The 24896-nt window shown below is 62.7% G+C and carries 26 protein-coding genes, 2 tRNA genes and 1 other RNA gene; 14 read left to right on the plus strand and 15 right to left on the minus strand.

Translation table 11 applies throughout. From position 1 onward, the window contains the following. The first annotated feature begins 29 nt into the window (after positions 1–29). The 5 genes from GBB14_RS05515 (at position 30) to GBB14_RS05535 (ending at position 4090) form a co-directional block, all read left to right on the plus strand. On the plus strand, positions 30–854 hold the full coding sequence (locus GBB14_RS05515) for a glycosyltransferase (RefSeq protein ID WP_225976595.1): 825 nt from the start codon (positions 30–32) through the stop codon (positions 852–854). 126 nt (positions 855–980) lie between these two features. Further along, positions 981–1724: a glycosyltransferase family 2 protein gene (locus GBB14_RS05520; protein WP_192796183.1), complete on the plus strand. Its 744-nt coding sequence runs from the start codon at positions 981–983 to the stop codon at positions 1722–1724. Further along, the gene (locus GBB14_RS05525; protein WP_151529364.1) at positions 1721–2125 is read left to right on the plus strand and encodes a DUF2304 domain-containing protein; all 405 of its coding nucleotides are present in this window, start codon (positions 1721–1723) and stop codon (positions 2123–2125) included. Before GBB14_RS05520 ends, GBB14_RS05525 begins: the two co-directional genes overlap by 4 nt. Positions 2126–2360: 235 nt before the next feature. After that, complete coding sequence (locus GBB14_RS05530; protein WP_225976602.1) at positions 2361–3257, plus strand: thioredoxin domain-containing protein; 897 nt, start codon at positions 2361–2363, stop codon at positions 3255–3257. Next, complete coding sequence (locus GBB14_RS05535) at positions 3254–4090, plus strand: cytochrome c biogenesis CcdA family protein (RefSeq protein WP_192796184.1); 837 nt, start codon at positions 3254–3256, stop codon at positions 4088–4090. The genes GBB14_RS05530 and GBB14_RS05535 overlap by 4 nt, the downstream gene beginning before the upstream one ends. Positions 4091–4176: 86 nt before the next feature. Here the strand turns inward: GBB14_RS05535 and GBB14_RS05540 are convergent, their stop codons facing one another. Next, on the minus strand, positions 4177–5112 hold the full coding sequence (locus GBB14_RS05540) for a GDP-mannose 4,6-dehydratase (protein WP_151529366.1): 936 nt from the start codon (positions 5110–5112) through the stop codon (positions 4177–4179). A gap of 176 nt (positions 5113–5288) precedes the next feature. Here GBB14_RS05540 and GBB14_RS05545 point away from each other — a divergent pair, with 176 nt between their 5' ends. Then, positions 5289–5936 carry a DedA family protein gene (locus GBB14_RS05545; RefSeq protein WP_151529367.1) on the plus strand — a complete coding sequence of 216 codons (648 nt, stop codon included), beginning with the start codon at positions 5289–5291 and terminating at the stop codon, positions 5934–5936. Here the strand turns inward: GBB14_RS05545 and gluQRS are convergent. From gluQRS to GBB14_RS05570, 5 genes are all read right to left on the minus strand, one after another. After that, on the minus strand, positions 5920–6855 hold the full coding sequence (gene gluQRS, locus GBB14_RS05550; RefSeq protein WP_151529368.1) for a tRNA glutamyl-Q(34) synthetase GluQRS: 936 nt from the start codon (positions 6853–6855) through the stop codon (positions 5920–5922). The two genes, GBB14_RS05545 and gluQRS, sit on opposite strands and share 17 nt — an antisense overlap. Next, a complete protein-coding gene (locus GBB14_RS05555) occupies positions 6833–7423 on the minus strand; it encodes a suppressor of fused domain protein (RefSeq protein WP_151529369.1) in 591 nt (196 codons plus the stop codon). Before GBB14_RS05555 ends, gluQRS begins: the two co-directional genes overlap by 23 nt. Before the next feature lie 128 nt (positions 7424–7551). Beyond that, complete coding sequence (locus GBB14_RS05560) at positions 7552–8805, minus strand: aminotransferase class I/II-fold pyridoxal phosphate-dependent enzyme (RefSeq protein ID WP_192796190.1); 1254 nt, start codon at positions 8803–8805, stop codon at positions 7552–7554. 224 nt (positions 8806–9029) lie between these two features. Then, positions 9030–9710 (minus strand): anti-sigma factor, encoded by a 681-nt coding sequence (locus tag GBB14_RS05565; protein ID WP_151529371.1) that lies wholly within the window; start codon positions 9708–9710, stop codon positions 9030–9032. Beyond that, the gene (locus tag GBB14_RS05570) at positions 9707–10261 is read right to left on the minus strand and encodes a sigma-70 family RNA polymerase sigma factor (RefSeq protein WP_192796185.1); all 555 of its coding nucleotides are present in this window, start codon (positions 10259–10261) and stop codon (positions 9707–9709) included. Before GBB14_RS05570 ends, GBB14_RS05565 begins: the two co-directional genes overlap by 4 nt. A 124-nt stretch (positions 10262–10385) precedes the next feature. Here GBB14_RS05570 and GBB14_RS05575 point away from each other — a divergent pair, with 124 nt between their 5' ends. From GBB14_RS05575 to GBB14_RS05595, 5 genes are all read left to right on the plus strand, one after another. Beyond that, complete coding sequence (locus GBB14_RS05575; RefSeq protein WP_151529373.1) at positions 10386–11072, plus strand: fasciclin domain-containing protein; 687 nt, start codon at positions 10386–10388, stop codon at positions 11070–11072. Between the two features lie 29 nt (positions 11073–11101). Then, complete coding sequence (locus tag GBB14_RS05580) at positions 11102–11611, plus strand: hypothetical protein (RefSeq protein WP_151529374.1); 510 nt, start codon at positions 11102–11104, stop codon at positions 11609–11611. A gap of 153 nt (positions 11612–11764) precedes the next feature. Then, positions 11765–12151, plus strand: coding sequence for a hypothetical protein (locus GBB14_RS05585; RefSeq protein WP_151529375.1), 387 nt, complete (start codon positions 11765–11767; stop codon positions 12149–12151). 6 nt (positions 12152–12157) lie between these two features. Further along, complete coding sequence (locus tag GBB14_RS05590) at positions 12158–12991, plus strand: ABC transporter ATP-binding protein (RefSeq protein WP_151529376.1); 834 nt, start codon at positions 12158–12160, stop codon at positions 12989–12991. Next, complete coding sequence (locus GBB14_RS05595; RefSeq protein ID WP_151529377.1) at positions 12991–13773, plus strand: ABC transporter permease; 783 nt, start codon at positions 12991–12993, stop codon at positions 13771–13773. The genes GBB14_RS05590 and GBB14_RS05595 overlap by 1 nt, the downstream gene beginning before the upstream one ends. A 77-nt stretch (positions 13774–13850) precedes the next feature. Here the strand turns inward: GBB14_RS05595 and GBB14_RS05600 are convergent. Continuing rightward, positions 13851–13939 (minus strand) — tRNA-Ser (locus GBB14_RS05600). 191 nt (positions 13940–14130) lie between these two features. Between GBB14_RS05600 and ffs the strand changes: the two genes are divergently transcribed. Further along, positions 14131–14225: signal recognition particle sRNA small type (gene ffs / locus GBB14_RS05605), an RNA gene on the plus strand. A 58-nt stretch (positions 14226–14283) separates the two neighbouring features. On the opposite strand, the gene GBB14_RS05610 is transcribed toward ffs, so the two are convergent. The 4 genes from GBB14_RS05610 to GBB14_RS05625 form a co-directional block, all read right to left on the minus strand. Continuing rightward, positions 14284–15495, minus strand: a complete 1212-nt coding sequence (locus GBB14_RS05610) for an FAD-dependent oxidoreductase (RefSeq protein WP_151529378.1) — start codon at positions 15493–15495, stop codon at positions 14284–14286. A 33-nt stretch (positions 15496–15528) separates the two neighbouring features. Further along, positions 15529–16050, minus strand: coding sequence for a pyridoxamine 5'-phosphate oxidase family protein (locus tag GBB14_RS05615; protein ID WP_151529379.1), 522 nt, complete (start codon positions 16048–16050; stop codon positions 15529–15531). An 81-nt stretch (positions 16051–16131) separates the two neighbouring features. Beyond that, complete coding sequence (locus tag GBB14_RS05620; protein ID WP_151529380.1) at positions 16132–16836, minus strand: DUF5808 domain-containing protein; 705 nt, start codon at positions 16834–16836, stop codon at positions 16132–16134. A gap of 9 nt (positions 16837–16845) precedes the next feature. Next, entirely contained in the window at positions 16846–17166 is a 321-nt protein-coding gene (locus GBB14_RS05625) for a PadR family transcriptional regulator (protein ID WP_151529381.1), read from the minus strand. A gap of 288 nt (positions 17167–17454) precedes the next feature. Here GBB14_RS05625 and GBB14_RS05630 point away from each other — a divergent pair, with 288 nt between their 5' ends. Then, on the plus strand, positions 17455–18426 hold the full coding sequence (locus tag GBB14_RS05630; RefSeq protein ID WP_151529382.1) for a GIY-YIG nuclease family protein: 972 nt from the start codon (positions 17455–17457) through the stop codon (positions 18424–18426). A gap of 52 nt (positions 18427–18478) precedes the next feature. Here GBB14_RS05630 and GBB14_RS05635 read toward each other — a convergent pair. Both GBB14_RS05635 and GBB14_RS05640 read right to left on the minus strand, forming a co-directional pair. Beyond that, a tRNA-Thr gene (locus GBB14_RS05635) sits at positions 18479–18554 on the minus strand. Between the two features lie 83 nt (positions 18555–18637). Next, the gene (locus GBB14_RS05640; protein ID WP_151529383.1) at positions 18638–19822 is read right to left on the minus strand and encodes a DNA polymerase III subunit delta'; all 1185 of its coding nucleotides are present in this window, start codon (positions 19820–19822) and stop codon (positions 18638–18640) included. Positions 19823–19875: 53 nt separating this feature from the next. Between GBB14_RS05640 and GBB14_RS05645 the strand changes: the two genes are divergently transcribed. Beyond that, positions 19876–21402 carry an adenylate/guanylate cyclase domain-containing protein gene (locus GBB14_RS05645; protein ID WP_151529384.1) on the plus strand — a complete coding sequence of 509 codons (1527 nt, stop codon included), beginning with the start codon at positions 19876–19878 and terminating at the stop codon, positions 21400–21402. Here the strand turns inward: GBB14_RS05645 and GBB14_RS05650 are convergent. Both GBB14_RS05650 and topA read right to left on the minus strand, forming a co-directional pair. Then, positions 21399–21821: an NUDIX domain-containing protein gene (locus GBB14_RS05650; RefSeq protein WP_151529385.1), complete on the minus strand. Its 423-nt coding sequence runs from the start codon at positions 21819–21821 to the stop codon at positions 21399–21401. The genes GBB14_RS05645 and GBB14_RS05650 overlap by 4 nt on opposite strands. Then, positions 21821–24796, minus strand: coding sequence for a type I DNA topoisomerase (gene topA, locus GBB14_RS05655; protein ID WP_151529386.1), 2976 nt, complete (start codon positions 24794–24796; stop codon positions 21821–21823). Before topA ends, GBB14_RS05650 begins: the two co-directional genes overlap by 1 nt. Positions 24797–24896 lie beyond the last annotated feature (100 nt).

The raw sequence follows: 24896 nt of genomic DNA on the forward strand, positions 1-24896 counted from the left end.
ATTCTTCCGAGCTGAAAGGTGTACTCACGGTGGCTGGTCCAAGCCTGACGGTGCTGATGACGGTGTATCACGGGACAACCGCGACGCACATAAGCCAGGCTTTGGAGAGCCTCTACGCCCAGACTCGGCCAGCGGAGGAAATTCTACTGATCCAAGATGGCCCCGTGGGCGAGGATGTGGCGGCTATCCTCAGCACTGCAGAGGCCACCCGCCCCGAGGTACGGGTGCTGCGACGAGAGAAGAACGAAGGCAACGCGGTGGCCACGGCCGCCGGGTTTGCCACCTTCAGCACCGAGTTCTATGCCCGCCAAGATAGCGACGATATCTCCTATCCAGAGCGCTTCGAGCGCCAGCTCGCCTTCCTCGCCGAGCACCCCCGGGTGGATCTGGTGGGCTCGGCCATGACGGAGTTTATTCACTCCCCCACCGAACCGGTGGGCGTGCGCGCGCTGCCGGAAAGCCCCGCGGAGATCAACCGCTATCTCACCATCAATAACCCCATCAACCACCCGACGATCATGGCTCGAGTAGAGGCCATCAGCGAAGTCGGCGGCTACCAGCCGGTGCACTTGATGGAAGATTATGACCTCATGGCACGGCTCGTGGCTGGAGACAAAGTGCTGGCCAATATGCCCGAGCAGCTGGTGTATTTCCGAGTCGGCGAGGAGCAGCTATCGCGGCGCACGGGGCTGGATATGATCCGCGCCGAGCTGAGCATGCAGCGCAACCTCGTGGACTATGGGACCGTCGGCGCGTTTCGCGCGGCGGGCAATTTTCTTCTTCGCTCCCTCTACCGGCTGCTCCCCAAGCGCCTGCTCGGGCAGGTCTATCGCCTCCTGTTCCACCGCCGCTAGCTGGGCCGATGGGAAGTGAGGGCGGCGTCGTCACGCCTGCGCTGGGCGCGGGCGCCGATTTTCATTCACTGTCTACCGCGCGTGGCTGCCGCGGTGTCTGTCCGAGAAGTTACTAGCATGACAGGCATGCCCGTTGTTGATACTCCCCGCCCCGCCGATGACGCCTGCCGTCACCCCGGCGACTATGCGGATACGTGGTTGGTGATCCCGTGTTTTAATGAGGGACCCGTCATCGGTGATGTGATCCGACATGCCCGCCAGACTTTTCCCAATATCGTGGCGGTTAATGATGGTTCGAAGGATGACTCCGCTGCGGCGATCCACGCCGCCGGCGCGCATCTGGTGAATCACCCCGTGAATCTCGGCCAAGGCGCCGCCATTCAAACCGGCGTGGAATACGCCCGCGCCCAACCTAGCGCGCAGAACTTTGTCACCTTCGACGCCGATGGCCAGCACCAGGTCAAAGACGTGGTGGCCATGATCGATCGGCTGCGCACCGAAGAGGTGGACATCATTGTGGGCACCCGTTTCGGCCGGCCCCGCGCCGCCGATGATCAGGTGCCACTGATCAAACGCATCGTGCTGAAAACGGTGGTGCTGCTCTCGCGGCGCACCCGCAAGCTGGGGCTCACCGACGCCCATAATGGTTTGCGCGTGTTCAATCGCACGGTGGCTGAGCAGCTGAATCTCCGCATGAATGGCATGAGCCATGCCAGCGAATTTGTCACGCTCATGGACACCAATAACTGGCGAGTGAGCGAGCAGCCGGTGGATATTCTCTACACCGAGTATTCGATGAGCAAGGGCCAATCTCTCTTTAATGGAGTCAATATTCTGGCCGATGGATTTATAGCGAGGAACCTGTCATGAGTTCGGGACAAAGCATTATTCAGGTGGTGCTGCTGCTCGCCACCATCGGTTTGGCCATCTTTTTTGTGAGCAAGCGCAAAAAGGCCCGCGCCAAGGCCTGGGTGAAACTCGGCTTTGTGGTGTTCTTTATCTCCTGCATCTGGGCGATTGTGCGCCCCGATGACCTCACCGTGGTGGCCAATTGGCTCGGGGTGTCCCGCGGCACGGATCTGCTGCTCTACCTGTTGGTGGTGGCCTTCATGTTCACCACGATCTCGAGCTACATTCGCTTCCGTGAGCAGGAACTGCGCTACGCTAGGCTCGCTCGCGCCGTCGCCCTGCAAACGGCGATCCGACCCGAGACACCTGATCCATCCCGCGATGGCACCGACCCCACGGCCAGCGGCCGTGCAGAAAAGTGAGACGACGACATTTATGCCTAAGGCCCCGAAAAACGGACCGGACCACACCCCCAACCCCGAGGACGCCGAGGCCGTGACTCCCGCGGCGCCCGACGCTGCCGACGCGACGCATGTCGACGCCGACTCCACGGCCGATCCCGCGACTGATTCCGCAGCCACTGCGGACACCGCAGGCGCCGCGGACGCTGAGGACACCGAGGATGCCGAGGACGCCGAAGATACAGCCGCCTCCCCGATCTCCCAGGTGCCCACCGTGGTGTGGGCCCTGTTTAGCGTGCTGCTGGTGATCGCCGGTCTCGGCGGCTACCTCGTGGGCACGCAGACCACCGATAGCGCCACCACCCAGGCCGCGCCCTCCTCCGCACAGCAGGACTCGGGTACCGCCGCCGCCCCGGAGGAATCTGCGGTGGAGAAGCTGAGCAAGGAGGAAATCGCGGAGCTGGTGGCCCAGGTGAAGCCGGGTACGGGATCTCTCGACGCGGAGTCCGAGGACGGCTCCTTCGACGCCACCATCTACGGCCCCGGCGGGGAGATTCAGTCCGTGGCGGACATCATGAAGGTAGCTCGCCGCGATGCGGCAGATCCCTTCGCCTATGGCGCCGTGGATGCCCCCGTGGTGATCTCGGAGTTCTCGGATTTCGAGTGCCCCTTCTGCTCCCGCTACGCCAATGCCACCGAGGCGGAACTCATTGACCAGTACGTCAAGGATGGCTTGGTGCGCATTGAGTGGAATGACTATGCCATCAACGGCCCCCACGCCGTCAGCGCCGCCCAGGCGGGGCGTGCGGCGGCCGCCCAAGGCAAATTCTTCGCCTTCAAGCATGCGCTCTATACCGCGTCGAAGGACATCACTGGCCACCCCGAGTTCGGCCGGGAGGACTATATCCGCTTCGCACAGGAGGCTGGGGTGGAGGACATGGACGCCTTCACCGAGGCTCTCGACAATGACACCTACGCCGAGCCGGTGGCACAGGCCCAGAGCTACGCCAATGGTTTGGGTATTCAAGGCACCCCGAGCTTCGTGGTGGGCACCCGCTTTGTGTCTGGCGCCCAGCCCACTGAGACCTTCGTTGAGGTCATCAATGTGGAGCTAGCCAAGGTGGCTGCCGGCGAGGTGAGCGTTCCGCAATGATCTCTATCGGACTCTTCGGCGCCATCGTCGCCGGGGCGCTCTCGATCATCAGCCCCTGCTCGGCGCTGTTGCTTCCGGCATTTTTTGCCTACGCATTTAGTTCTCGCACGGAGCTGATTACCCGCACCGTCGTGTTCTTCCTTGGCCTCGTCGCCGTCCTCGCCCCCATCGGGGCGGGCGCCGGCGCGCTGGGGCAGTGGCTCAGCAGCGAACGTGACACCCTCATCATGGTCGGCGGCATCATCATGATTGCGCTGGGCGTATTCATCTTCTTCGGCGGCGGCTTCCAGATCCCCGGCCTCTCCTCCCTCGCTGGCAAGGTGGGCATGAGCGCCGTGGGGTGGGTGCCCACCTTCGTGCTCGGCGCGGTCTATGGCTTCGCCGGGTTCTGCGCCGGCCCCATGTTGGGTGCGGTGCTCACCACCGCCTTTGTTAGCTCCAGCGTGCTCTACGGCTTGGCGATCATGGCCGCTTATGCCTTCGGCATGACCCTGCCGCTGTTCCTGCTGGCCGCACTGTGGGAGAAGTTCAACATCGGTGAGGCCTCCTGGCTGCGGGGCAAGCAGGTACAGCTCGGCCCGCTCACGCTGAACTCCACCAATATGCTCGCCGGGGTGTTCTTCATCGTCCTCGGCGTGCTCTACATGGCCACCAACGCCACCACGAGCCTCGGCGGGTTGCTCTCTACTGAGACCCAGTCCGCCATCCAGCTGCGCGTGGCCACGCTGCTGATGAATATCAACGGCGCCATGGTGCTGCTGTTCATCCTCAGCATCGTCGCTATGGTGCTGGCTTATAAATCCGTGCGGGTTCCCGCCAAGAACAGCGAGTAACTGCGCTTCGCATGCTTATCGACGCCACCCTCGCCCCAGCGTTTCAGGGGAATGGAGGGTGGCGTCGTCACGCATAGGCCGCCGCCTTAGAGGCTGCGGAAATACTCCACCGTGCGGGCGATACCCTCGGCCACATCCACCTCGGGCCGCCAGCCGAGCACCGCCTGGGCACGGCTGGAGTCGAGGCAGGAGCGGGGCACATCGCCCACCCGGGCCGGCTCGAAGCGGGGTTCATCCGTCACTCCCACCGCCTGGGCCACGAGGCTATGCAGGGCACGGTCGGTGGTTTCCACCCCGGTGCCGATATTGAAGCGCATTCCCGAGCCCTGCTCCCCGGAGGCGGCCACGAAGGCGCGCACCAGATCGCCCACATATACATAGTCGCGGGTGTTGCTGCCCTCGCCGAATACCACGGTGGAGGCACCAGCCAGCAGATTCTTGCTGAAGATCGCCACCACCCCGGCCTCGCCGTGGGGATCCTGCCGGGGGCCGTAGACATTCGCCGGGGCGATATGCGTGCAGTCGAGCCCGTAGAGGCGGCGATACATGTTCAGATAGGTTTCGCCACCCACCTTCGAGGCCGCATAGGGAGACATCGGGCGCACCGGCTCCTCCTCGCTGACGGGGAAGGACTCCGGGCGGCCATAGATAGCACCGCCCGAGGAGGTGTAGACCACCTTGCGCACCCCAGTCTGACGCGCCGCCTCAGCAATCCGGATCGTAGAAATGGTGTTCATCTCGGCATCGAATACCGGATCAGCCACCGAGGAACGCACGTCGATCTGCGCCGCCAAGTGGAAGATCACCTCGGGACGATACTCCCTGCACACAGCAATAAAATCACAGCTGAGCACGTCATCTTCGAGCAGTGTCACCTGCCCCGTCTCCAGCGCATCGCGCAGGTTGTCCCGTCGGCCATGGGAGAGATTATCCACCACAACCACGCTATCGCCGCGGGCCACGAGCGCATCCACCAAATGGGAGCCGATGAAGCCAGCGCCGCCAGTAACAAGAGTGTTCATGCTGAAAATCGTAGTACTCTTCGGCGCGCAAGCGCGATACCGCCGCCAGCAGCTGCCCGCCCTCGTGGCAGGAGGCAATCTATTCACGCGCTAAGCTCGCTAGGAGAACGCGAGGTGCCCACCGCACCCGCGCTTACTGGCGCACCGAGTCCGAGAAAGGGGGCGAGCAGCCTACCGTGGAAGAGATCGTATTCCAGTGGCTGGAGCCACTGATGGCCTCCCCTTGGATCTATCTGCTGCTCGGGGGCGTCACCCTCGGCGATGCGATCGTGCCCGTGATCCCCGGCGAGCTGCCCATGAACCTCGCCGGTGCCTACTCCGGTATCTTCGGCTTCCCGCATCTCATCCTCATCATGATCTGCTGCGCCGCTGGGGCGATCATCGGCGATAATATCTGCTTCATTTTAGGCCGCAGTCTCACCCGTGCCATGGGGTATCTCCGTAAGCGCAGCCGCCTGCAGAAGGCCATCACCTGGGTGAACGATAATCTCTACCGCCGCGATGCCTCGGTTATCGTGATCGCACGCTTCATCCCTGGGGCGCGCTGGGTGGTCACCGTGATGCTCGGCTCCAGCCACTACTCTCACGCCCGCTTCGCCTTCTTCGACGCCATCGGGGTGATTATTTGGGCAGTACAGGGCACTTTGTTCGGCTATCTCGGCGGCTGGGTATTTCGGGAGCAGCCGCTGATCGGACTGGTCTCCGGCATGGTGCTGGGGGTGGTCTCAGGCCTCGTGGTCGAGCGCCTCAGCCACCGCTTTGCCCGCCACCTTCCCGAGCACACCACCGCCGCGGCCGCCCAGGCCGCTAACTGCGAAAAGTAACCGCCTCAGCAGGCAGCTGATCCAACTCCCAGCGATCCAGAATCTCCGCCGTGGAACGGGCCCCAAGAACCCCGAGCGATGCGCCGAGGGCCTGCACCACATCAGCGGTAGAGCGCTGCTGCTCCATTTCGCGTAGGGTCACCGCGCCATCGCGTTTCGCCAGCCGCTGGCCCTGCTCATTGAGCACCAGGGGCACATGCAGATACAGCGGCGGCTTATAGCCGAGCAGGCTGGCGAGATAGGCCTGCCGCGGGGCAGAAGACAAGAGATCATCGCCGCGCACCACATGGCCCACGCCCTGGTAGTGATCATCGACCACAACCGCGAGGTTATAGGCCCAGTCGGGGGCTTGGCCGCCGCGCCGCAGCACGAAGTCATCCACATCGCCGCGATAGCTGCCGGCCCAATAGTCCTCTACTGTGGCGGAGGTGGCGTCGCTACGTAGCCGCAGCGCGGGGTACCGACCTGCGGCGCTGAGCTGCTCCCGCTTCGCACGACGCTGGTCCTCATCCAGATCACGGCAGGTGCCCGGATAATGCCCGGGGATGGCGTGCGGTGCCGAGGCCGCATGCGCGATATCCTTGCGCGAGCAATAGCACTCATACACCAGCCCCCGCCCGCGCAGGGTTTCCACCACCTGCTCATAGGCGGAAAAACGCTGGTGCTGGTAGAGCACGTCCCCATCCCAGTCGAGGCCGAGGCGGGCGAGATCCTCCAGCTGCGCCGCCGCCGATTCCAGCGAGCTGCGCTGGGTATCGACATCCTCAACGCGCAGCAGAAAAGGCAGCCCATGCGAGCGGGCCACCAGCCACGAGATCAGCGCGGTGCGCAGATTACCGAAGTGCAGTTCTCCGCTTGGCGACGGCGCGTAGCGGCCAGCACCGGCGATACGGGCATCAGCGGTTCCACTCATGCACATCAATCCCTTGGGCCGGCATCTGCTCTTGCAGCTCCTCCGGCGAATATGTGATCGCATACTCCAGCTCCTCCGGCGTAAGCAGCAGCAGCTGCAATGGCAGGGTGAGCTGGCCATGAGAGCGTCCGGTCTGCTCGGGTTCTTCCCACAGATGAGGCACGCCCTTCTCCCATAGCTGCGGTGCGACCAGAAGCCCGTGGCGGGTGGACAGCTCCGGCATGAGATCGGCGAGGATAGCGCCCGGCTGGGGTGCCACCTGGGAGTCGGCATCACTCAGCGCCGCGAGGGCGCGGCCCAGCGCCTCGGGCAGCTGCTCTCGGTGGGCATCCGTGGTCTGCAGAATCAGCTCCACCCGAATATCTGCCTCGCTCAACGGGTTCTGTGCCTCGGGTGGGGCCACCGCCCGCAGGCCCGTATCCACCGTGGACATATCCAGTGTGACTGCGGTGGCCCGACTGTCAGAAGAAAAGGTGGCGGCGCGATGGCCGGCGACGCTGTATTCCTGCCATTCGGGCTGTTCGCCCAGCTGGAAGAGCTGTGCAAACCAGACACTGATCTCTGCTGTGTTCATTCCTCCAGTGTGACACATCCACCGCAGCCGAACCGGCATCTGCACGGGCCTGCTGGCGGCGGCCCAGCACACAACTCCCCCGCCCCGTGCGATGCGGGGACGAGGGAGATGCCTGCACAGAGGAAGGTTTACTGCGCGAGCTTTTCTACCGCGGCGAGCAGCACACAGGTGGCCACACCATCCATGGCGACCTGGACCTCATTCAGCGGCGGCATCGAGGGGGCGAGGCGGATATTGCGATCGTTGGGGTCCTGCTTGAGCGGGAAGGTCGATCCAGCGGCGGTGAGCTTGATGCCGGCTTCCTTGGCCAGCTCCACCACGCGAGAGGCGGTGCCATCCACCACGTCGAGGGAGATGAAGTAGCCGCCCTCCGGCTTCGTCCAGGTGGCGATGCCGAGCCCGCCGAGGCGCTGCTCGAGGATCTCCAGCACGCTGTGGAACTTCGGCGCCAAAGAACCGGCCTGCTTGCGCATCACTTCGCGCACCCCGTCAGCAGAGCCGAAATAGCGGGCGTGGGCCAGCTGATTCACCTTGTTCGGGCCGATGCCGCGAATGCCCGCATGGGATGCGTACCACTCGAGGTTGGCGGCGGAGGAGGCGAAGATGGCCACGCCCGAACCGGCGAAGGTCACCTTCGAGGTGGAGGTGAGATACCAGAAGCGGTTGGGGTTGCCGGCCTTCTTGGCCATCTCGAGCACATTGTGGTTCTCGGGGAACTCATCGAATACGTGCACCGCATAGGCGTTGTCCCACATGATGCGGAAATCGGGTGCCGCGGTCTCCATCTCGGCGAGCTCACGGCACACATCCTCGGAGAAGGTCACGCCGGTGGGGTTGGAGTACACCGGCACCGCCCACATGCCCTTCACGCTCGGATCCTTCACCAGCTCGCGAATGGCATCCATGTCCGGGCCGTCCTCGAGCATGGGCACGGTCACCATCTCGAAGCCATAGTGCTCGGTGATGGAGAAGTGGCGGTCATAGCCGGGCACCACACAGATCCAGCGCAGCTTCTCCTCCTGCGACCACGGGCGCGGAGAATCACAGTTACCGAAGGTGTGGCTCCAGCTCATGATGTCGAACATGATGTTGAGGCTGGAGGAATCGCCGGCACATACCTGGGAGACATCGAGTCCGAGCAGCTCGGCGTAGATCTCGCGGATATCGACGATGCCGTTGAGGCCACCGTAGTTGCGGACATCGACCCCATCGGCGGTGCGATAGTCGCCCTTACCAGGCAGAGCCAGCAGTTCTTCCGCGAAGTCCAGCTGCTCTGCCGAGGGCTTACCGCGGGTCAAATCCAGCTGCAGGTCGCGCTGAACGAGCTCCTCATAACGATTGCGCGCATCGGCGGCAATCTCCTCGAAGTCCTGCTGGTTCATATCCTTCAGTTCGGTCACGTCGCGACCCGCCCTTCCGTATTTCTGGTTGTTCTCGTGGTCAGTCACGCCGCAGTTGACACTCATGGGCGATCATTTCCGCCCTTACTCTACTGCTCGGCCTGTCGTTTTTCTATGATCGCACACAGATGAGCAGCGGATTCTAGCCCTGCAGGGCGCGGTAGCCGACTGTCTGATCCCCGCCCGCGCGGCAACGACGAGGCGCACTATGGCAAAGCAATGTCGAGCAGCGACGTCGATGGAGTAGTCGATCCACCCGCAGGTTCTTGGCTAATCATGATTGACTGCGCCTGCGCGACGCCGTCAAGCTCCACGTCCATCTCAGGCAGTACCTCTGCGGATTCCATCACCCCCACTGAACGGGGGCCGGAATCCTCCACAAGCCACATCTGATAGGCCTGATCCGGTGGCGGTGCGGGAACATCGCGCAACATCACCTTCGCCGTGTCTGCGCCTGGGGCATACTCCACAGTCACCGTGCCGCCAGCTACCTGGCGTTCACTAGTACTCACCTCAGCTTGGTCAGTCTCCGAGCGATCGGAGGAAGCATTCATGGTGGTGAAGGTAAAAGTGCCGATGACCAGCACCATCACGGCGCTGGCGCTCGCCAACAACAGCGGCAGCCAGCGCCGTGGTGGTGCTACGGTGTCCACCGAGGCCACGGGAGCAATATCCCGGCGCAGGCGCTCCCACGCAGCCTGGGCATCAGGCATATCGACATCGGCGCTGAGGCCGGCAAGGACATCGCGATACTGCTGCTGGAGATGAATGAACTCGTCATTATCTGCAACACCCAACTTTATTTGCTCATCGAGAGGCAGCGATCCTAAGGCCGAGAGAGTGGCAAGCGCCTCTAGTTCCTCCTGCGATGGTTGTTGTGTAGTCATGAGCCCATACACCTCCTTAAAGCTTTCATTGCATCTCGTAAACGAGTTTTGATCGCCGAATGAGAAGCTCCGAGCAGATCAGCTACTTCTTGGTACGTCAGCCCTTCAAAATACGTTAGAGAAATTGCCTGACGCTGTTTTGGGGTGAGTTGTTCACAACACTCGGCTAGTTCTGCATGCTCATCAATTCGAAGTAGATGAGAATCCGCAGCATCCACCGACTGAGTTAGGCTCATGGACTGGGCATAATCCGCGCTGCGGCGATGGTGGGCTTCTCTGGTGCGTACGACATCAACTGCCCGGCGATGTGCCATGGCAAGCACCCAGCCCTCGGCAGATCCTTTATGCGAGTCGAATGACGAGGACTTTTCCCACACCGATAGCCATGCTTCGTGAGCGGCGTCTTCCGCCAAATTGCGGTCAGTGAGAATGCGAAGTGTTAGTCCATAGACGCGCTTATGCAGAAGTGTAAAAAGTTGCTCAAAAGCCTGTACGTCCCCCCGCGAGGTGGCCTCGAGCAAAGCATCGAGGTGAGATTTAACGTTAGGCACAGGGCCAAGCCTACACACGAAAAGAATATTTCGAGCGACACCCACCCGATCATTCTTTGGCTCCGAACACTTTGTGAGGGCAACAAAATAGTTGCCTGTTTTCAACACAGCGAAGTGGATTTATATGCAACTCAATCGCCACCCAATTTTCACCGCAGCCGCTATTCTCGGCGCCACCGGACTTGTACTCAGCGGCTGTAACGCTGATGATTCCGATAGCACTGAGGCAAAGGACAGCATGTCCAGCGCCTCCAGCATGGCCAGCTCTGAGGACAGCCCTTCCAGCGAGGCTGAGACCGAAGCTGAGACAGAGGCTGCATCCGACGCTCCGCGCGGCCCGCTATGCCAGGCATATGCCGACGCCCACCCGGACGGCCCCGCCTCTCTCGAGGTCATTGCCGGCCAGAACATCGTCGAGGCACTGCCGAATATTCCGGAACTCTCCACGCTCACCGCAGCATTGACCGGAGAGCTCAACCCTGATGTCAATCTCGTCAGCACGATACAAGGCGGGGAATGGACCATTTTTGCCCCGACCAACGACGCTTTCGAGAAGCTTGACCCAGCAACCATCGAAGAGCTGAAGACCAACTCCGACATGCTGACCAGCATTCTCACCTACCACGTTGTTGAAGGCCAGGCCGACATGAATGCGGTCGTAGGCGAGCACTCTACCGTTGAAGGCTCCATGCTGACCGTCACCGACGGTGATCCAATGATGGCCAATGACGCCACCGTGGGCTGTGGAAATGTGCCCACCGAGAACGCTCGGGTCTACATCATCGACACCGTCCTGATCCCGAACAAGTAATTTTTTACTCTCTCAAAGGAGAAACTTCTATGAAACGCTTCACCAAATGTGCTGCAATGACCGTACTGGGTGGCTCCATGATTCTCTCTCCGGCCGCTGCCCAGGCCGGCACCCTCGAGGATGCCCTCCAGCCCACCCTCCCGGGCTTTAACGTCGCTGGTGCCCTTCCCCAGTGGGATGTTGAGAACGGCCACGCTCACGCCAAGGCTGATGACGCCATCGCCCTCGGCATCTCCGTGCTCAATGGCTCCGCCACCGCCCACGCCTCCAACTTCTCCGGCCCCGCTGCTATCGCTGTGGGCGAGGGCGCAGTAGTAGAGGCCCACGGCGTTCAGCCGGGCCTCGCCATCGGCATCGCTGGCCCCGACACCATGGTCACGATCGACGGCACCACCGCGGTGGTCTGCGATGGCCAGGCCGGTTTCGCGGGTGACTTCCAAACCCTCACCGGCTGCGCCGCCTACCCCAACATCGACGGCAGCACCCAGGTCGTCCACTTCAACGACGGCACCGCTACCACCCCGTTGACGCTGCGTTAATCTGAGGCCTTCAATCCCCTGCAGGACATATCCTGCGGGGGATTAGGCCTGTCTCGGGCCAGGGGAGTCCTTCGTCGCGGGCACAAAGATGCCGCCACCGCCTCGCCGCTCGCCGCATTCAATCGCGGTGCGGGTCGTTTGCCGCCTGCTAGTATGTATTACAAGCTACTATGTACGGCAAGTACATCCCAGAAGAACAATGAGGACATCACGAACACATTCGACGCTGTGCAGGATCTGCCCACGTACCTACTGATCCTTCTCGCCCTTCTCATCGTGTGCCAGCTCGGCGCGATGGTGTGGGCCCTGCTCCGGCTCTGGAAAGATAAGCGCGAGCGTATCGCTGGGCTGCCTCGCTCGATCTGGACAGCCATCATCCTTCTGGGACAGCTTCTCGGCCCTGTTGTGTTCCTCATCGTGCACATCAGGGAAGAGCGGGCGATGGCTGAGCAGAAGCGTTTCCATCGCGCCCAGAGACAGCAACCACGTGACCACGGCACGGGCGTCTCGTCTGTAATCGACGGTGTGTATAAGGAATAAACCACCATGGAATGGGCAATAACGACGACGAAGCTGTGCAAAAACTACGGCAACCACCGCGTGCTCACAGACGTGGAGCTGCGGGTACCACGGGGCGCTGTTTATGGCTTCGTCGGGGCGAATGGGGCCGGAAAGACCACCACGATCCGGATCTTATTAGGCCTTGCCGCTGCCAGCAGCGGGCAGGCCACGTTGCTGGGCACTCCTCGCGGCACGTTGCCGCCCACACCACTAGGAGGGGTCTCGTATCTTCCCGATGTGCCACAGCTCAGTCCGTGGCTCGGCGCCACAGATGCCCTCATCACACTTGCCCGCCTCGATAATGTGCCATCGGAGGTGGCGTCGCACAGAGCTACTGAGCTACTAGAACTCGTAGGGCTGACACATGCACCGGGCACAGTCGGCGCGTTCTCGAGGGGAATGAAACAACGGCTAGGGATCGCCGCGGCACTAATTACTGCACCGACCCTGCTGATCATGGACGAGCCCACCAGCGCCCTGGACCCCATGGGGCGTGCGGACGTACTGGCGATCATTCAGGAGCTCAGAGGGCACGCAACCATCATGTTTTCCTCCCACATTCTGGCGGATGTCGAAAAAGTATCCACCCACCTTGGAGTGCTCCATCGCGGCCAGCTTCTCGCCCAGGGGCAGATCGACGAGCTCCTCGAATCACACGGGATGCCGCGGGCACACTTTGCCCTCAGCACCCGCGCCGAGCACGCCGAGCGCATCGCCGCAGCCATTCACGCAATCGACCCGCAGTCACGCATCGAACCGCAGCACCAGGGACTCGAGCACTTTTACGCACGCCTCACCAAGGGAAAGGAGGAGCAGTGATGGCGTCTCAGCAGCTACTGCCTCTATGGCGCTACCACGGTGTGCGGCTACTGCGCTCAACCAGCACGTGGGTGATGCTCGCGCTCATCGTGGCGATGGCAGGCACCCAGGGCGTGATTAGCTCGCACATGCCCGAGATCATGAGCAGTCTGGCCGGACCAGAGATGACCGAGCTTCTTGCAGCCACGATGCCTGAACCATCGTGGCACCACGCCTATGCAGGATGGATGAAAAACCTGGCGCAAATCATCACTCTCGGGCTACTCACCATCAACGCACTCGGATACGCGCACCTGAGCAGCAACGGCGATATCCCTTTTATTCTGACGAAGAACCTGCGACGCTCCTACTACCTAGCGACGGGGGCTATCTCTACGTGGTGCGCCATCTTTGCTTACGCGATCATCGGGGCGACATTCACGTGGGCGGGTACCACACTGATGTTTTCTGGTGCACCCTATTTCCCGGTCCTCATTGCCAGCCTTGTGTGGGGCCTAGAAATGACGCTCATCAGCGCAGTCCAGCTCCTCGCCACAACACTAAAACCAAGTATCGGAGCCCCGGTGCTGGCCGGAGTCGGGCTCTATCTTCTCATTGCAATCGGCGGGACATTCGACAGAATCGCCGCCTATAGCCCACTGGGCCTGTCGCGCCTGAGCACTGAGATCTCGAGCCAGGACACGGTAGAGGCTTGGCTGATTCCCGTGGGGAGCTCACTGGGCCTAGTGCTCGTGGTGTTCCTGTGGGGAATCTATAGATTCAACCGCTGCGAGCTCGGTTAAGCACCGCACCGACCCACTGGATAGGAAATAAAAAATCTCCCGACGCATCTATCAGGATGCGTCGGGAGATTTGTCAGTGGCGGAGGATGTGGGATTTGAACCCACGAGGGGCGTGAACCCCGCACGCGTTCCAGGCGTGTGACATAGGCCGCTAGTCGAATCCTCCATGCCAAACACAAGCGCGAAGCGCCTCTGTTCGCTAGATACACTACACACACTCGACCGCAAAGCCAAAAACGCCTTGTCAGCCGCCCTCTTTTCGCCGCTCAACCAGCAGCCCAGCGCGCCGGTCGCCCCAGAGCCCGCCGAGATCGCCTACCTTATTGCTTCTCGCACCTAGCTATTGCTACAGTGGTACACGGACTCCACGCGGCGTCCATCTTGTGAACTCCCCCAGGGCAGGAATGCAGCAAGGGTCAGCGAGCTCTGACGGGTGCGTGGGGTCCCTTATTGTGTCTGGGGGTAGGTTCGCGACGCCGCTTATCGACGCCACGAGCCCGCCGCTCCGCACTACTGAGCGGCGAGAATATCCTCCGCGATCTCCGCGGCCGCTTGGCCGGAGGCGATAGCGCCATCTGTAGACGCATTGCCGAATTGATCACCGCAGGCCACCACCAATTCGTGCCGCAGCGCGCGGTCGCCGCCCGGCTCGCCAGGGGCCACGGCGGGCAGAGTATCGGGTACATCGTGGGTGGCCACACAGCGCCACGCGGTGGTGTCCACCCCGTAGATCTCACCCAGGTGGCGGCGCGTATCCTCCTCGCTCGGCTCGGTATCATCGCTGAGCGTCAGCGCGGCAATGAGATGCTGGCCGGCCGGCGCATACTCGGGCGCGACATGGCTCACCACGCAGGTCGTGGTCACAGGTCCATATTCTCCGGAGGTACCACGCCCGTCGATATGCACCGCAGCGGTATCACTGGGGGCCTCATCGGCGGCGAACCAGAAGGTGCGCGTGCTATGCATCGCCGAGGTATCAGTACCCATCAACTCAGCCGAGGACTCCAGTCCAGCAGCGAGCACAATGCTGCGCGCGTGCAGCTCTGTCTCTCCCACCCACACGGTGGCCGTGGTGGTATCGATTCGGCTCACCGGCTGGTTCAAGCGCACATCGAGGCCCTCAGCCATGATGCGCGGCAGAGTGCGCATGCCGCCGCTCGGCAGGCCAGGAGTGCCGGCCATGAACATCGACAGCAGCCACGCGGTGTGCCTAAAGGAGGTACTGCCCTCTCGTTCTGCCACCACGCCAGCGAGGAAAGGATCGAGAACGTGGCGTCGTAAAGCGCTACTAAAACCGGCCTTATCGAAGGCCTCGGCGCGCGTGGTATCGGCGCTGGGAATCCCCTTGAGCAGGCGTAACGCGGCGAGATCCTCCTTGGCCACCAAGCCAGATTTCAGCACGGCGGGCAGCGCCTGCGGCCGGCGCGTGGGATCGTTGAGCTCCACCAGGTCGGAGCCGGTGCGCACCCGGAGCGCGCGGGGGAAAGAACGCAGCCCGAGGCGGGTGGTGTCGATGCTGGCGCGCAGGTGCCGGTAGGCGGGGTTGAGGATTTGGAAGCCGCGGTCGACGAGGAAGCCATCGACCTCCTCGGTGCTGATGCGGCCGCCGAGGCGATCGCTCGCCTCGAGGACGATGACGCTGTGGCCGTTGTCTTGCACGGCGCGGGCAGCGGCCAAACCGGCCACGCCGGCGCCAATAACGATGACATCATAGGTGGTCATAGGCGGTGTGCTCCTAGGGTTGGGGGAAGAAATCTACAGCTCGACGGTGCCGCTATCGCCCGCGGGGCGCTCATCGGAGACGAGACCAGTAAATGTCCGAACCATCAGGGAGGGGCGCGAGGGGCTTTCCCAGTACTGGGCGGACTCGCCACGCACGACCAGAACAACCTTGTCGGTGTTCTCGGGGTTCTCGCCCTCCTCCGAAAAAGCATCGGTGCCCGGGCCCCAGAGCTCGGCGAGCAGCTCGGTGTCGTGGGAAATCTCGCCCACTCCTGCAACGGAGACGAAAGACATGTCATCGTTGAAGGCCAGATTCACCTGCGCCCCATCTGCCTGCTGGGCAGTATCGCCCTCCTGGGGCAGGATAAATACGATCTCGCCGTTGTCGCGGACCGCCTGGACCGTCATGGGACGAGATACCAACGACCCAGCGCTATCCGTGGTGGTGACCATGGCAAAACGCGCCGAGCGGATGAGCTCGCGCACTGTGCGCCGCTGCTGTGCAGCGCGATCGGTGGAGTCAGGGGTGGATTGTGATGTGTGTGTCGTACTCATAGGGCCATCCTAGGCGTCATTCGGCGCTGCCGACGCGGGCTGGGGATGGATGGTCAATCTCTCAGCCCAGCTCAGCCCCGCTCAGTCCGCCGCCCGCAGCTGGGCATCGAGCGCCGTCAAGGCGCTGCGCACACACGTGATCTTGAGCCCACCGCTGATCACCGGCCACGCCCACGGCGCGGCTGCACCCACAATCTGGCGTCGTTCGGGCCGAAGCGCCGACCAGAACGTGGCATGCAGCGCCAGCAGTGCCATGGCCTGTGCGCCACATAGCTCCGCCCGCGATGCCACCGAGAACGCCTGCGAGAGATCTGCCTCCTGGGGTGCCTCCGAGCCGCGGCGCCCCGTCAGCTGCGGCAGCACTGCGATAACACCGACGATCCCCGTCGGCAGGGCCGCCGCCACGATCCCTGGACCCCATTTCTTCGGCTGGCCACCCAGCGACCACTGGACGGGCGCCGTCTTGAGACTCGCCACCGCGAGGGCGCCAGCAACCACGCCGAGGCCGCCGATACGCGGCCCGAGCTGCAGCACGCGACGCCACCTAGGAGGAATATGCTCGGCGAGATCCGGCAAGGAATCATCGGGGCGAATCCAGCCCGCCTTCACCGCCACCGCCCCGTGGTTGAGATCCCAGCCCAACCCCAAGGTGCGGGGCACAAATAGACGCGGATTTTCCGGCTCGAAGTTATCGAGCACCGCATCTCGATCCCCCGCCCAGAACGAGGACACCGGCAGCCCACACACGCGCCGCTGCCCATCCTCGTCGAGAGTCCACCAGTTCATTCTGACCACTCATGCCTTCCGTGTTGTTGCCGCCACCGCCGCAGCGAGCTGCTCCCATTCCTCTGCCAGCCGCGCGAGGCGGGTGCGCCCAGAAGTGGTGAGCTCATAGATTTTGCGCGGCGGCCCTATAGGAGACTCCTCCCACGAGGTGCCCACCATTCCGGTTTTGCGGAGTCGAGCGAGCAGCGGATAGACCGTGCCGGAGGAAACCTCGAGGCCCGCCTCCACGCGCAGCCGCTCGAGCACCTCGCCGCCATAGGATGCTCGTTCCTGCAGCAGCCCAAGCACAACCAGCTCGATAGCTCCCTTGCGCAATTGCGATTCCGCCATATAGCCCCCTCGCCCAACCTAGTAGCCTGTAATACACAGTAGCTGCCGAAAAGACACCCACCAAGAAACACCTGCGCCTGGGCCACAGCGATTGTGCTCAGCTCGGCTGCTCATATCCACTGGGCACTCCACCCAATCGGCTCTTGTCACTGGCGGAGGAGAGTCCGCTCCGCTTCGCGTCCCGATAGGCTTATACAACAGATCTGTGTCACAACCCCAGCCCCGCCAGAGTCCCCAGAGAGCCTGTACCGAATTCGGCTGGTGTTCAAGAAATCGGAGGATGTTTCGATGAATGGCAAGCAAGTTCGTCTCTACCTCGTCGACGGCACCGTCGGCGGGCTGATGACCGCCGAGATCCTCAACTGGACTGGGCACATGCTCCGGGCACGCCGCAAGGACCTCGCTAGGCTCAAGAATCGCGAGGAAGCCCAAAGAACTGGCGTTTACGTCCTCTTCGGCACTAATGAGGACGGTGAGCGGGCCGCCTATATCGGCGAGGGCGACAATGTCATCACACGGCTGGAGAATCACAACGCCCGCAAGGACTTCTGGGAAGACGTCGTCATCATCACATCCAAGGACATGAACCTCACCAAGGCCCACGTGAGGTACCTCGAGTCGGAGCTGATCACACTCGCTAAGTCCATCGGTCGGATCTCCCTTTATAACAGTGTCTCCCCGACCGGCGGAGCTGCCCTGCCCGAGGCTGATCAATCCGACATGCAGTACTTCATCTCCCAGATACGGATTCTCATGCCGGTTCTCGGCTTCGATATCTTCCGGGGCCGCACCACCCCACTGACGATCCCCGAGGGGTCCACTGCCCCGGTCGCTGCTTCGCCTACTGATGAAGCCGCTGAGTCTTCGGACAGCCCCGTCTTCTACATCAAAAACCAAAAAGGGGCCGACGCCCAGGCACAGCTCATCGATGGCGAGTTCACTCTCTTGGCAGGCTCCATCATCCCCGCGACCATGAAGGACAACCCTGATTGGTCCGATACGACGAGGAAACAATTCGCCAAGCGCCAAGCCCAGCATGCGACGATCGTGGAGGCCTCTACGCCCGGCCCCACGCCGGATCTAGTCCAGCTGGTAAAAGACGTCGTGTTCACCTCCCCCTCCGCTGCCGGGGCCATCGTCTATGGCTCGGCATCCACGAATGGGCGGATCGCCTGGAAGACAAAGACAGGACAGCCCCTGGGCGATTGGGAGGAGGGGCAAGAAACGACCACCACCGCAGGTCAAAGCCACCAGCCATAAGGAAAAGCCCCACCTTCCTTTCTCGGAAAGTGGGGCTAACCTGCTTTTTCAGTGGAGCCGCCTGCGAGAATCGAACTCGCGACCTTCTCATTACGAGTGAGATGCTCTACCGACTGAGCTAAGGCGGCCGGTATCACGACGCCAGAGGCGTCGCCATTACCGACTGGAAGTGTAGCGCACCACAGCGCACATTCCTAAATCCGCCCGTCGGCTACTGCTCCACCCCATACGCCAGCCGGAATTTCCCAATCATCGCATCCAACGCCACCGTGGGGCGCACATTAAATGTCAGCATCTCCCGACATTCCGCAATCGCATCGATGCAGCGCAGCAGCCCTGCCACCCCCACCTGTTCGGCGAGATCGCGCGAGAGCCCCGCAAAATCTGGGTGCGTCAGGCTTGTCGACGCCGCGCTCGCCACAATGATCGCATCCCTATACAGTCCAGCGAGGTCGGTGAGAGCCAGATCGAGCGCGTCCTGGGTGGAGCGGGTCCGGCGCCGCTTCTGCTGTTTTTCGAGCTCTTTCAGCTCGCCCCTGCTGCCCCGCAGCGCCGCGGCAGTGCCCTTGCCCCGCGAGCCCATGCCGAGGGACTGCTTCAGCTCGTCTGTTTCCTTTTCATTGTGGGCGGCGAGGGTGCTCTCGGTTTCGTCCTCGATCACTTTCACCAGCGCCGCCACGTCCTGGAAGGCACTGGAGCCGTGGTTGACAAGTTCCGCGAGCTGCAGCACTCGTGCCCGTCGTTTCTGCGCCTGGGTGTCGGTGGCGAGGTGCCGGGCGCGGCCGATGTGCCCGCTGGAGGCTGCCGCCGCCAAGTGCGCGGCCTGCTCGTTGGCCACCCCTTCCCTCATCAGTAGCTCGGCCACGTCCTTGGGGCTGGGCATGGGGATATAGAGGTGGCGGCAGCGCGAGCGCAGCGTCACCGAGAAGTCCTCGGGGTCGGTGGAGGGCGCGCAGAAGATCATGACGGTGCGCTCCGGCGGCTCCTCCACAGTCTTCAGCAGGGCATTGGAGGACTCCGATCCGAGACGGTCGGCGTCTTCGATGATGATCACGCGCCACCGCCCGTGGGTGGGCGAGGTATTGGCCAGCGGGATGATGCGGTCGCGAACCTGGGCTACGGGGATCACCACGCCCTCGGGCACGAGGTGGAACACATCGGGGTGGGTATCGGCGAACACCATCCGGCAGCCCTCGCACTGCCCACAGCCATAGCCGCCTGGGGTGTCACAGACGAGCGCGGCGGCAAAAGCTCGCGCGGCCACTGATCGTCCAGATCCGGGCGGGCCAGTGAGAAGCCACGCATGGGTCATGTGCTCGGGGTGCGAGGCGGCGTCGACAAGCGCCCGTGTCACGCTCGTCGCCCCAGCGAGGCGGTTGAATACTTCGGAGCTCACGACAAACTAGCGTAGCTCACCGAAACGGAGATCAACTGATTAAAGTAATCACTATGAATCGATTGGCACGGGCACTGACATGGCTCTGGGGAACTGCGTGGCCGCTCTATGGCGCCACTGTTCTCGGGTCGAACCTCTTGGGTGCCGTGGCCATCATGGCGTTCATCCACTACCTCATCCCGCTGCCCGAGGGCACGAACTTTGGCCAGTCGCGCTTCGACGTCGCCTCCATCGGCATCTTCTACGTGTTCTTCGCCATGATCGTGGGGGCCATCGCCACCTACTACCTCTTCAAACCGGTGCTGATGTGGCAGCGCCACCCCGATGAACATGACCGCAATATGGTGCGCAATCTGGTGATGCGCATCCCCGTCTACCAGGCGATTATTGCGGGCGTGGTGTGGCTGATCGGTATCGCGATTCTCACCATCGTCGCCAGCAGTGTCTCGGGGCGTTTCGCCGCGGTGATCTTCTTCGCCACCTTCCTTGGCGGCTCCGCGGTTGTGCTGCTTACCTATTTCGAGGCGCAGCGCCTTGTGCGTCCCGTGGCCACCCAGGCGCTGGCCCGGCGCTTCGAAGATTCCACCCTCGAGCCGCCCGTGTCGCATCGCATGCGGCTGACCTGGCTGGCCACCACCGCCATGCCCATCGTCGGCATCGTCTTGCTGCTCACGGGACAATCGGTGGGATATTTCACCACCGATCCCGCCGATATTCTGCCCGCCATTCTGGCGCTCTGCGTCCTGGCGCTCATCACCGGGCTGCTCGTGACCACCCTGCTGATCATGAGCGTGGTGGATCCCATCATGGAGCTACAGGACGCCATCAACCGGGTACGCCGCGGCGAAAAGGACGTGGCCGTGGACATCTACGACGGCTCCGAGGTGGGTGTGCTCCAAGCCGGTTTCAATGAAATGATGCGCGGGCTGCGCGAGCGCCAGCGGGTGCGCGATATCTTCGGCCGCTATGTCGGCGCCGAGGTCGCCAGCCGTGCTCTCGAGGAACGGCCCACCTTGGGCGGAGAGGACCGCAAGGTGGCGGTGCTCTTCGTGGACGTCATCGGCTCCACCACCTTCGCCGTGCACCACACCCCCGAGGAAGTGGTCACCGTGCTCAACGAGTTTTTCGAGCACGTGGTGGAATCGGTGCATGAGCACCGCGGCATCATCAATAAGTTCCAGGGAGACGCCGCCTTGGCCGTGTTCGGGGCGCCGGTTTCGCTGTCTGATTCCACCGGTGCCGCCCTGGCCACGGCCCGCGATCTGCAGCGCCGCCTCAAGAACAGCCAGCTGGAATGCGGTATCGGTGTCGCAACCGGTCACGTGGTGGCCGGGCATATCGGCGGCCATGACCGCTTCGAGTACACCGTGATTGGTGATGCGGTAAACCAGGCCGCCCGCCTCACCGAACTCGCCAAGGACACTCCCGGCAAGACCCTGACCTCTGCCTCCACGCTGCGCGACGCCAACGAGGCCGAGCAGGCCCGCTGGACCGTGTTGAAGTCTGTGGAGCTGCGCGGGCGCCAAGAGATGACGCAATTGGCGCGCCCCATCCGCCCCACCTTGGCGGAGCGTTCCTAAGTGCCGAGGCGCGGCAGAATCTCCCGCACCATCAGTGGAGCGCACTCCACGCCATAGTCGGATAGCCGGTGCGGATCCATCCACAGCAGCTCCTCGATCTCAGCGGCAGGCGCGATGGCCGCGGCCTCGGCCGCGCTGAACAGACGGGTGCACACAAAGACATCCGCCGAGACCACCCAGCCCGCCTCATTGGCGGCTGGGGCCTCGAAATGCCCGAGCGAGTCCAGCTCCTCCGGCGTGAGCACGAGCCCGATCTCTTCGCTCAGTTCCCGAATGCCGGTGTCTTTGGGGCTTTCGCCCGGCTCCGGTTTCCCGCCGGGCTGCATGAACCGGGTGGTGCCGCGCTTACGCACGGCGAGCACGTGGCCGTGTTCATCCCGCACCACCACGGCTGTCACCCGCACCACGCCAGCAGCCATTACTTCGCCGAACGCCGCCGCGATCCAGCCTTCACCACGTTCTTGGTGGTGCGCTTCACCGACTTCTTGCTGCTTTTCTTCGTGGCCTTCTTGCTGGCTTTCTTACTCGCCTTCTTCCGCGACTTCTTGGCGGACTTCGAGGCCTTGGGGTTCTCCGCCTCCTTCGCGCGCCGCTCAGAGAGCAGCTCGCAGGCGCGAGCATCCGTCATGGTTTCTGGGGTATCGCCCTTGCGCAGCGAGGCATTGGTGGTGCCATCGGTGACATAGGGGCCGAAACGGCCGTCCTTGACGGACATGGGCTTGCCCGAGACATCGTTATCGCCCAGCTGCTTCAGCGGCGGCTTGGCGGCGGCCCGGCCGCGGCGCTTCGGCTCGGCGTAGATGCGGCGCGCCTCGTCGAGGGTGATGCTGAAGATTTGCTCTTCATCGCCCAGCGAACGGGAGTCATTCCCCTTCTTCAGGTAGGGGCCATAGCGGCCATTTTGGGCGGTGATGAGCTCATTATCGGCTGGGTCCACGCCCACTTTCCGCGGCAAGGACAGCAGCTTCAGGGCTTCGTCGAGGGTCACCGTGGCCGGCTCCATCGAGCTAAACAGCGAGGCCGTGCCGGGCTTGAGGCGCTCGTCGATGATCTCGCGGATCCGCTTTTCCTTCTGCTTCGCCGCAGTCTTGGTCTCCCAATTCTTGGCGCGCTTGCCCTCCTTGGCGCGCTCGGTGTCCTCGGCCGCGCGCTCCTCGGCGATGATCTGCTCCGCTACCTCGAGGATGTGGCTTTCCTCATCGTTGGTCACCAGCTCCGTCACATAGGGCCCATAGCGGCCCTCCTTGGCCACCACCATGCGACCATTCTCTGGGTTACGGCCCAGCTCACGGCCGCCCTGCGGGGTGGCGAAGAGCTTTTCCGCTGCCTCGAGAGTGATCTCATCGGGGGTGGTGGAATCCGGCAGGTTCGCCCGCTGATATTCGGGGCTGCCATCGGATTGGGTGCCAACAACGCGCTCCAGATAGGGGCCGTAGCGGCCCACGCGCACCACGATGGGGCGCCCCTGCTCGTCATCAAAGAGGGTCAGGGAATTAACGGAGCGAGCGTCGATGCTCTCCAGGTTGTCGTCGATAAGCGACTTCAGCCCACCGGAACGCGCGATCGACTCCGCCGTGTTCTCGGATGCGGCCTTGTTGCCAAAGTAGAAATCACTCAGCCAGTGGTGCCCATCCTCATTACCCACGGCGATATCGTCGAGCTCATCCTCCATGGAGGAGGTGAAGTCATAATCCACCAATGCCGAGAAGTTGGACTCCATCAGCCCCACGACGGCAAAGGCCACCCACGAGGGCACGAGCGCATTGCCGCGGGGGAAGACATAGCCGCGATCCTGAATGGTCTTGATAATCGAGGCATAGGTGGACGGGCGACCAATACCAAGGTCTTCCATCTTCTTCACCAAGCTCGCCTCGGTGTAGCGAGCCGGAGGATTGGTGGCATGGCTTTCCGCGTGCACGTCCTTGGTGCGCAGCTCATCACCGGAGCTGAGACGCGGCAGCCGCTTCTCGGCATTATCGGCAACATTGCGACCATCGGCGAGACGCGAGGTCTCCACATAGGCCTTCAAAAAGCCGGGGAAAGTGATCGAGCGGCCGGTGGCGGAGAACTCCACCTCTTGGTCCCCGGAGGACAACTGGGCGGTGCCCGCGATGCTCACCTTCATGGAAGTGCCCTTGGCATCCGCCATCTGGGAGGCCACGGTGCGCTGCCAAATCAGCTCATAAAGCTTGAACTCCTCGGCATCCAACTGGCCCGACAGGGAAGCCGGGGTGGCAAAAGACTCGCCGGCGGGGCGAATCGCCTCGTGCGCCTCCTGGGAGTTCTTCACCTTGCGGGAGTACTGGCGCGGGCTGGAGGGCACATAGCTCTCGCCATAGAGTTCCCGGGCCTGCACCCGAGCCGCTTCCTGTCCGGCACGCGACAGCGTGGTGGAGTCGGTACGCATATAGGTGATATGACCGTTTTCGTAGAGACGCTGCGCGATGCGCATCGTCCGCTCCGAGGTGTAATGCAGCTTGCGCCCGGCCTCCTGTTGCAGCGTGGAGGTCATAAACGGCGGATAGGGCTTGCGGGTATAGGGCTTTTCCTCCACCGCGCTGACTCGCAAGGGCTGGCCCTTCAGACCCTCCTCGAGAGCCTCGGCGGTGGACTTATCCACCACCACAACATCATCCGGCTTACGCAGCGCGCCAGCATCGTTGAAGTCGCGGCCCTGGGCGATGCGCTTGCCATCCACCCCGGTGAGCTTCGCCTGGAAATCACGCGGCTCATCGGCCTTCGCCTGCTGCGCGGCCACCTCCGCCACCAGATCCCAGTACTCGGCCGAAACAAAGGCCATGCGCTCGCGCTCGCGCTCAACGATGACGCGGGTGGCCACCGACTGCACGCGGCCTGCGGACAGCCGCGGCATCACCTTCTTCCACAGCACCGGCGAAATCTCGTAGCCATAGAGGCGGTCGAGGATACGGCGGGTCTCTTGGGCGTCCACCAGATTCATGTCCAGCTCGCGGGTATTTTCCGCAGCCGCCAGAATGGCGGGCTTGGTGATCTCGTTGAACACCATGCGGCGCACGGGGATCTTCGGCTTCAGCACCTCGAGTAGATGCCACGCGATGGCCTCGCCCTCGCGGTCGGGGTCTGTGGCCAGGTAGAGCTCGTCTACCTGCTTCAGCTTCTTTTTAAGGTCGGCGACCTTTTTCTTCTTATCGGGGCTCACCAAATAGAGCGGGGCGAACTCGTTATTCACGTCCACGCCCAGCCGAGCCCACGACTCCTTCTTGTATTTCGCGGGGATGTCCGCAGCACCGCGCGGGAGGTCACGAATGTGCCCCACCGATGCTTCGACGATGTAATCATCGCCCAAATACGGCTGGATCTTCCTCGCCTTAGTCGCCGACTCGACAATCACTAGGCGCTTCGTTCCTTCAGCCACGGTTACCTTTCCTCGCGTGGTGCAGCCACGGTGCCGTCTAGCGGTACTCGCGGCTGCTGCTCACGTGTATTGGAGCTATCTCAAGATGGTTAGTGAGGTG

It is taken from the genome of Corynebacterium sp. 51B, from assembly GCF_008930785.1.
Classification (GTDB): Bacteria; Actinomycetota; Actinomycetes; order Mycobacteriales; family Mycobacteriaceae; genus Corynebacterium; species Corynebacterium megadyptis.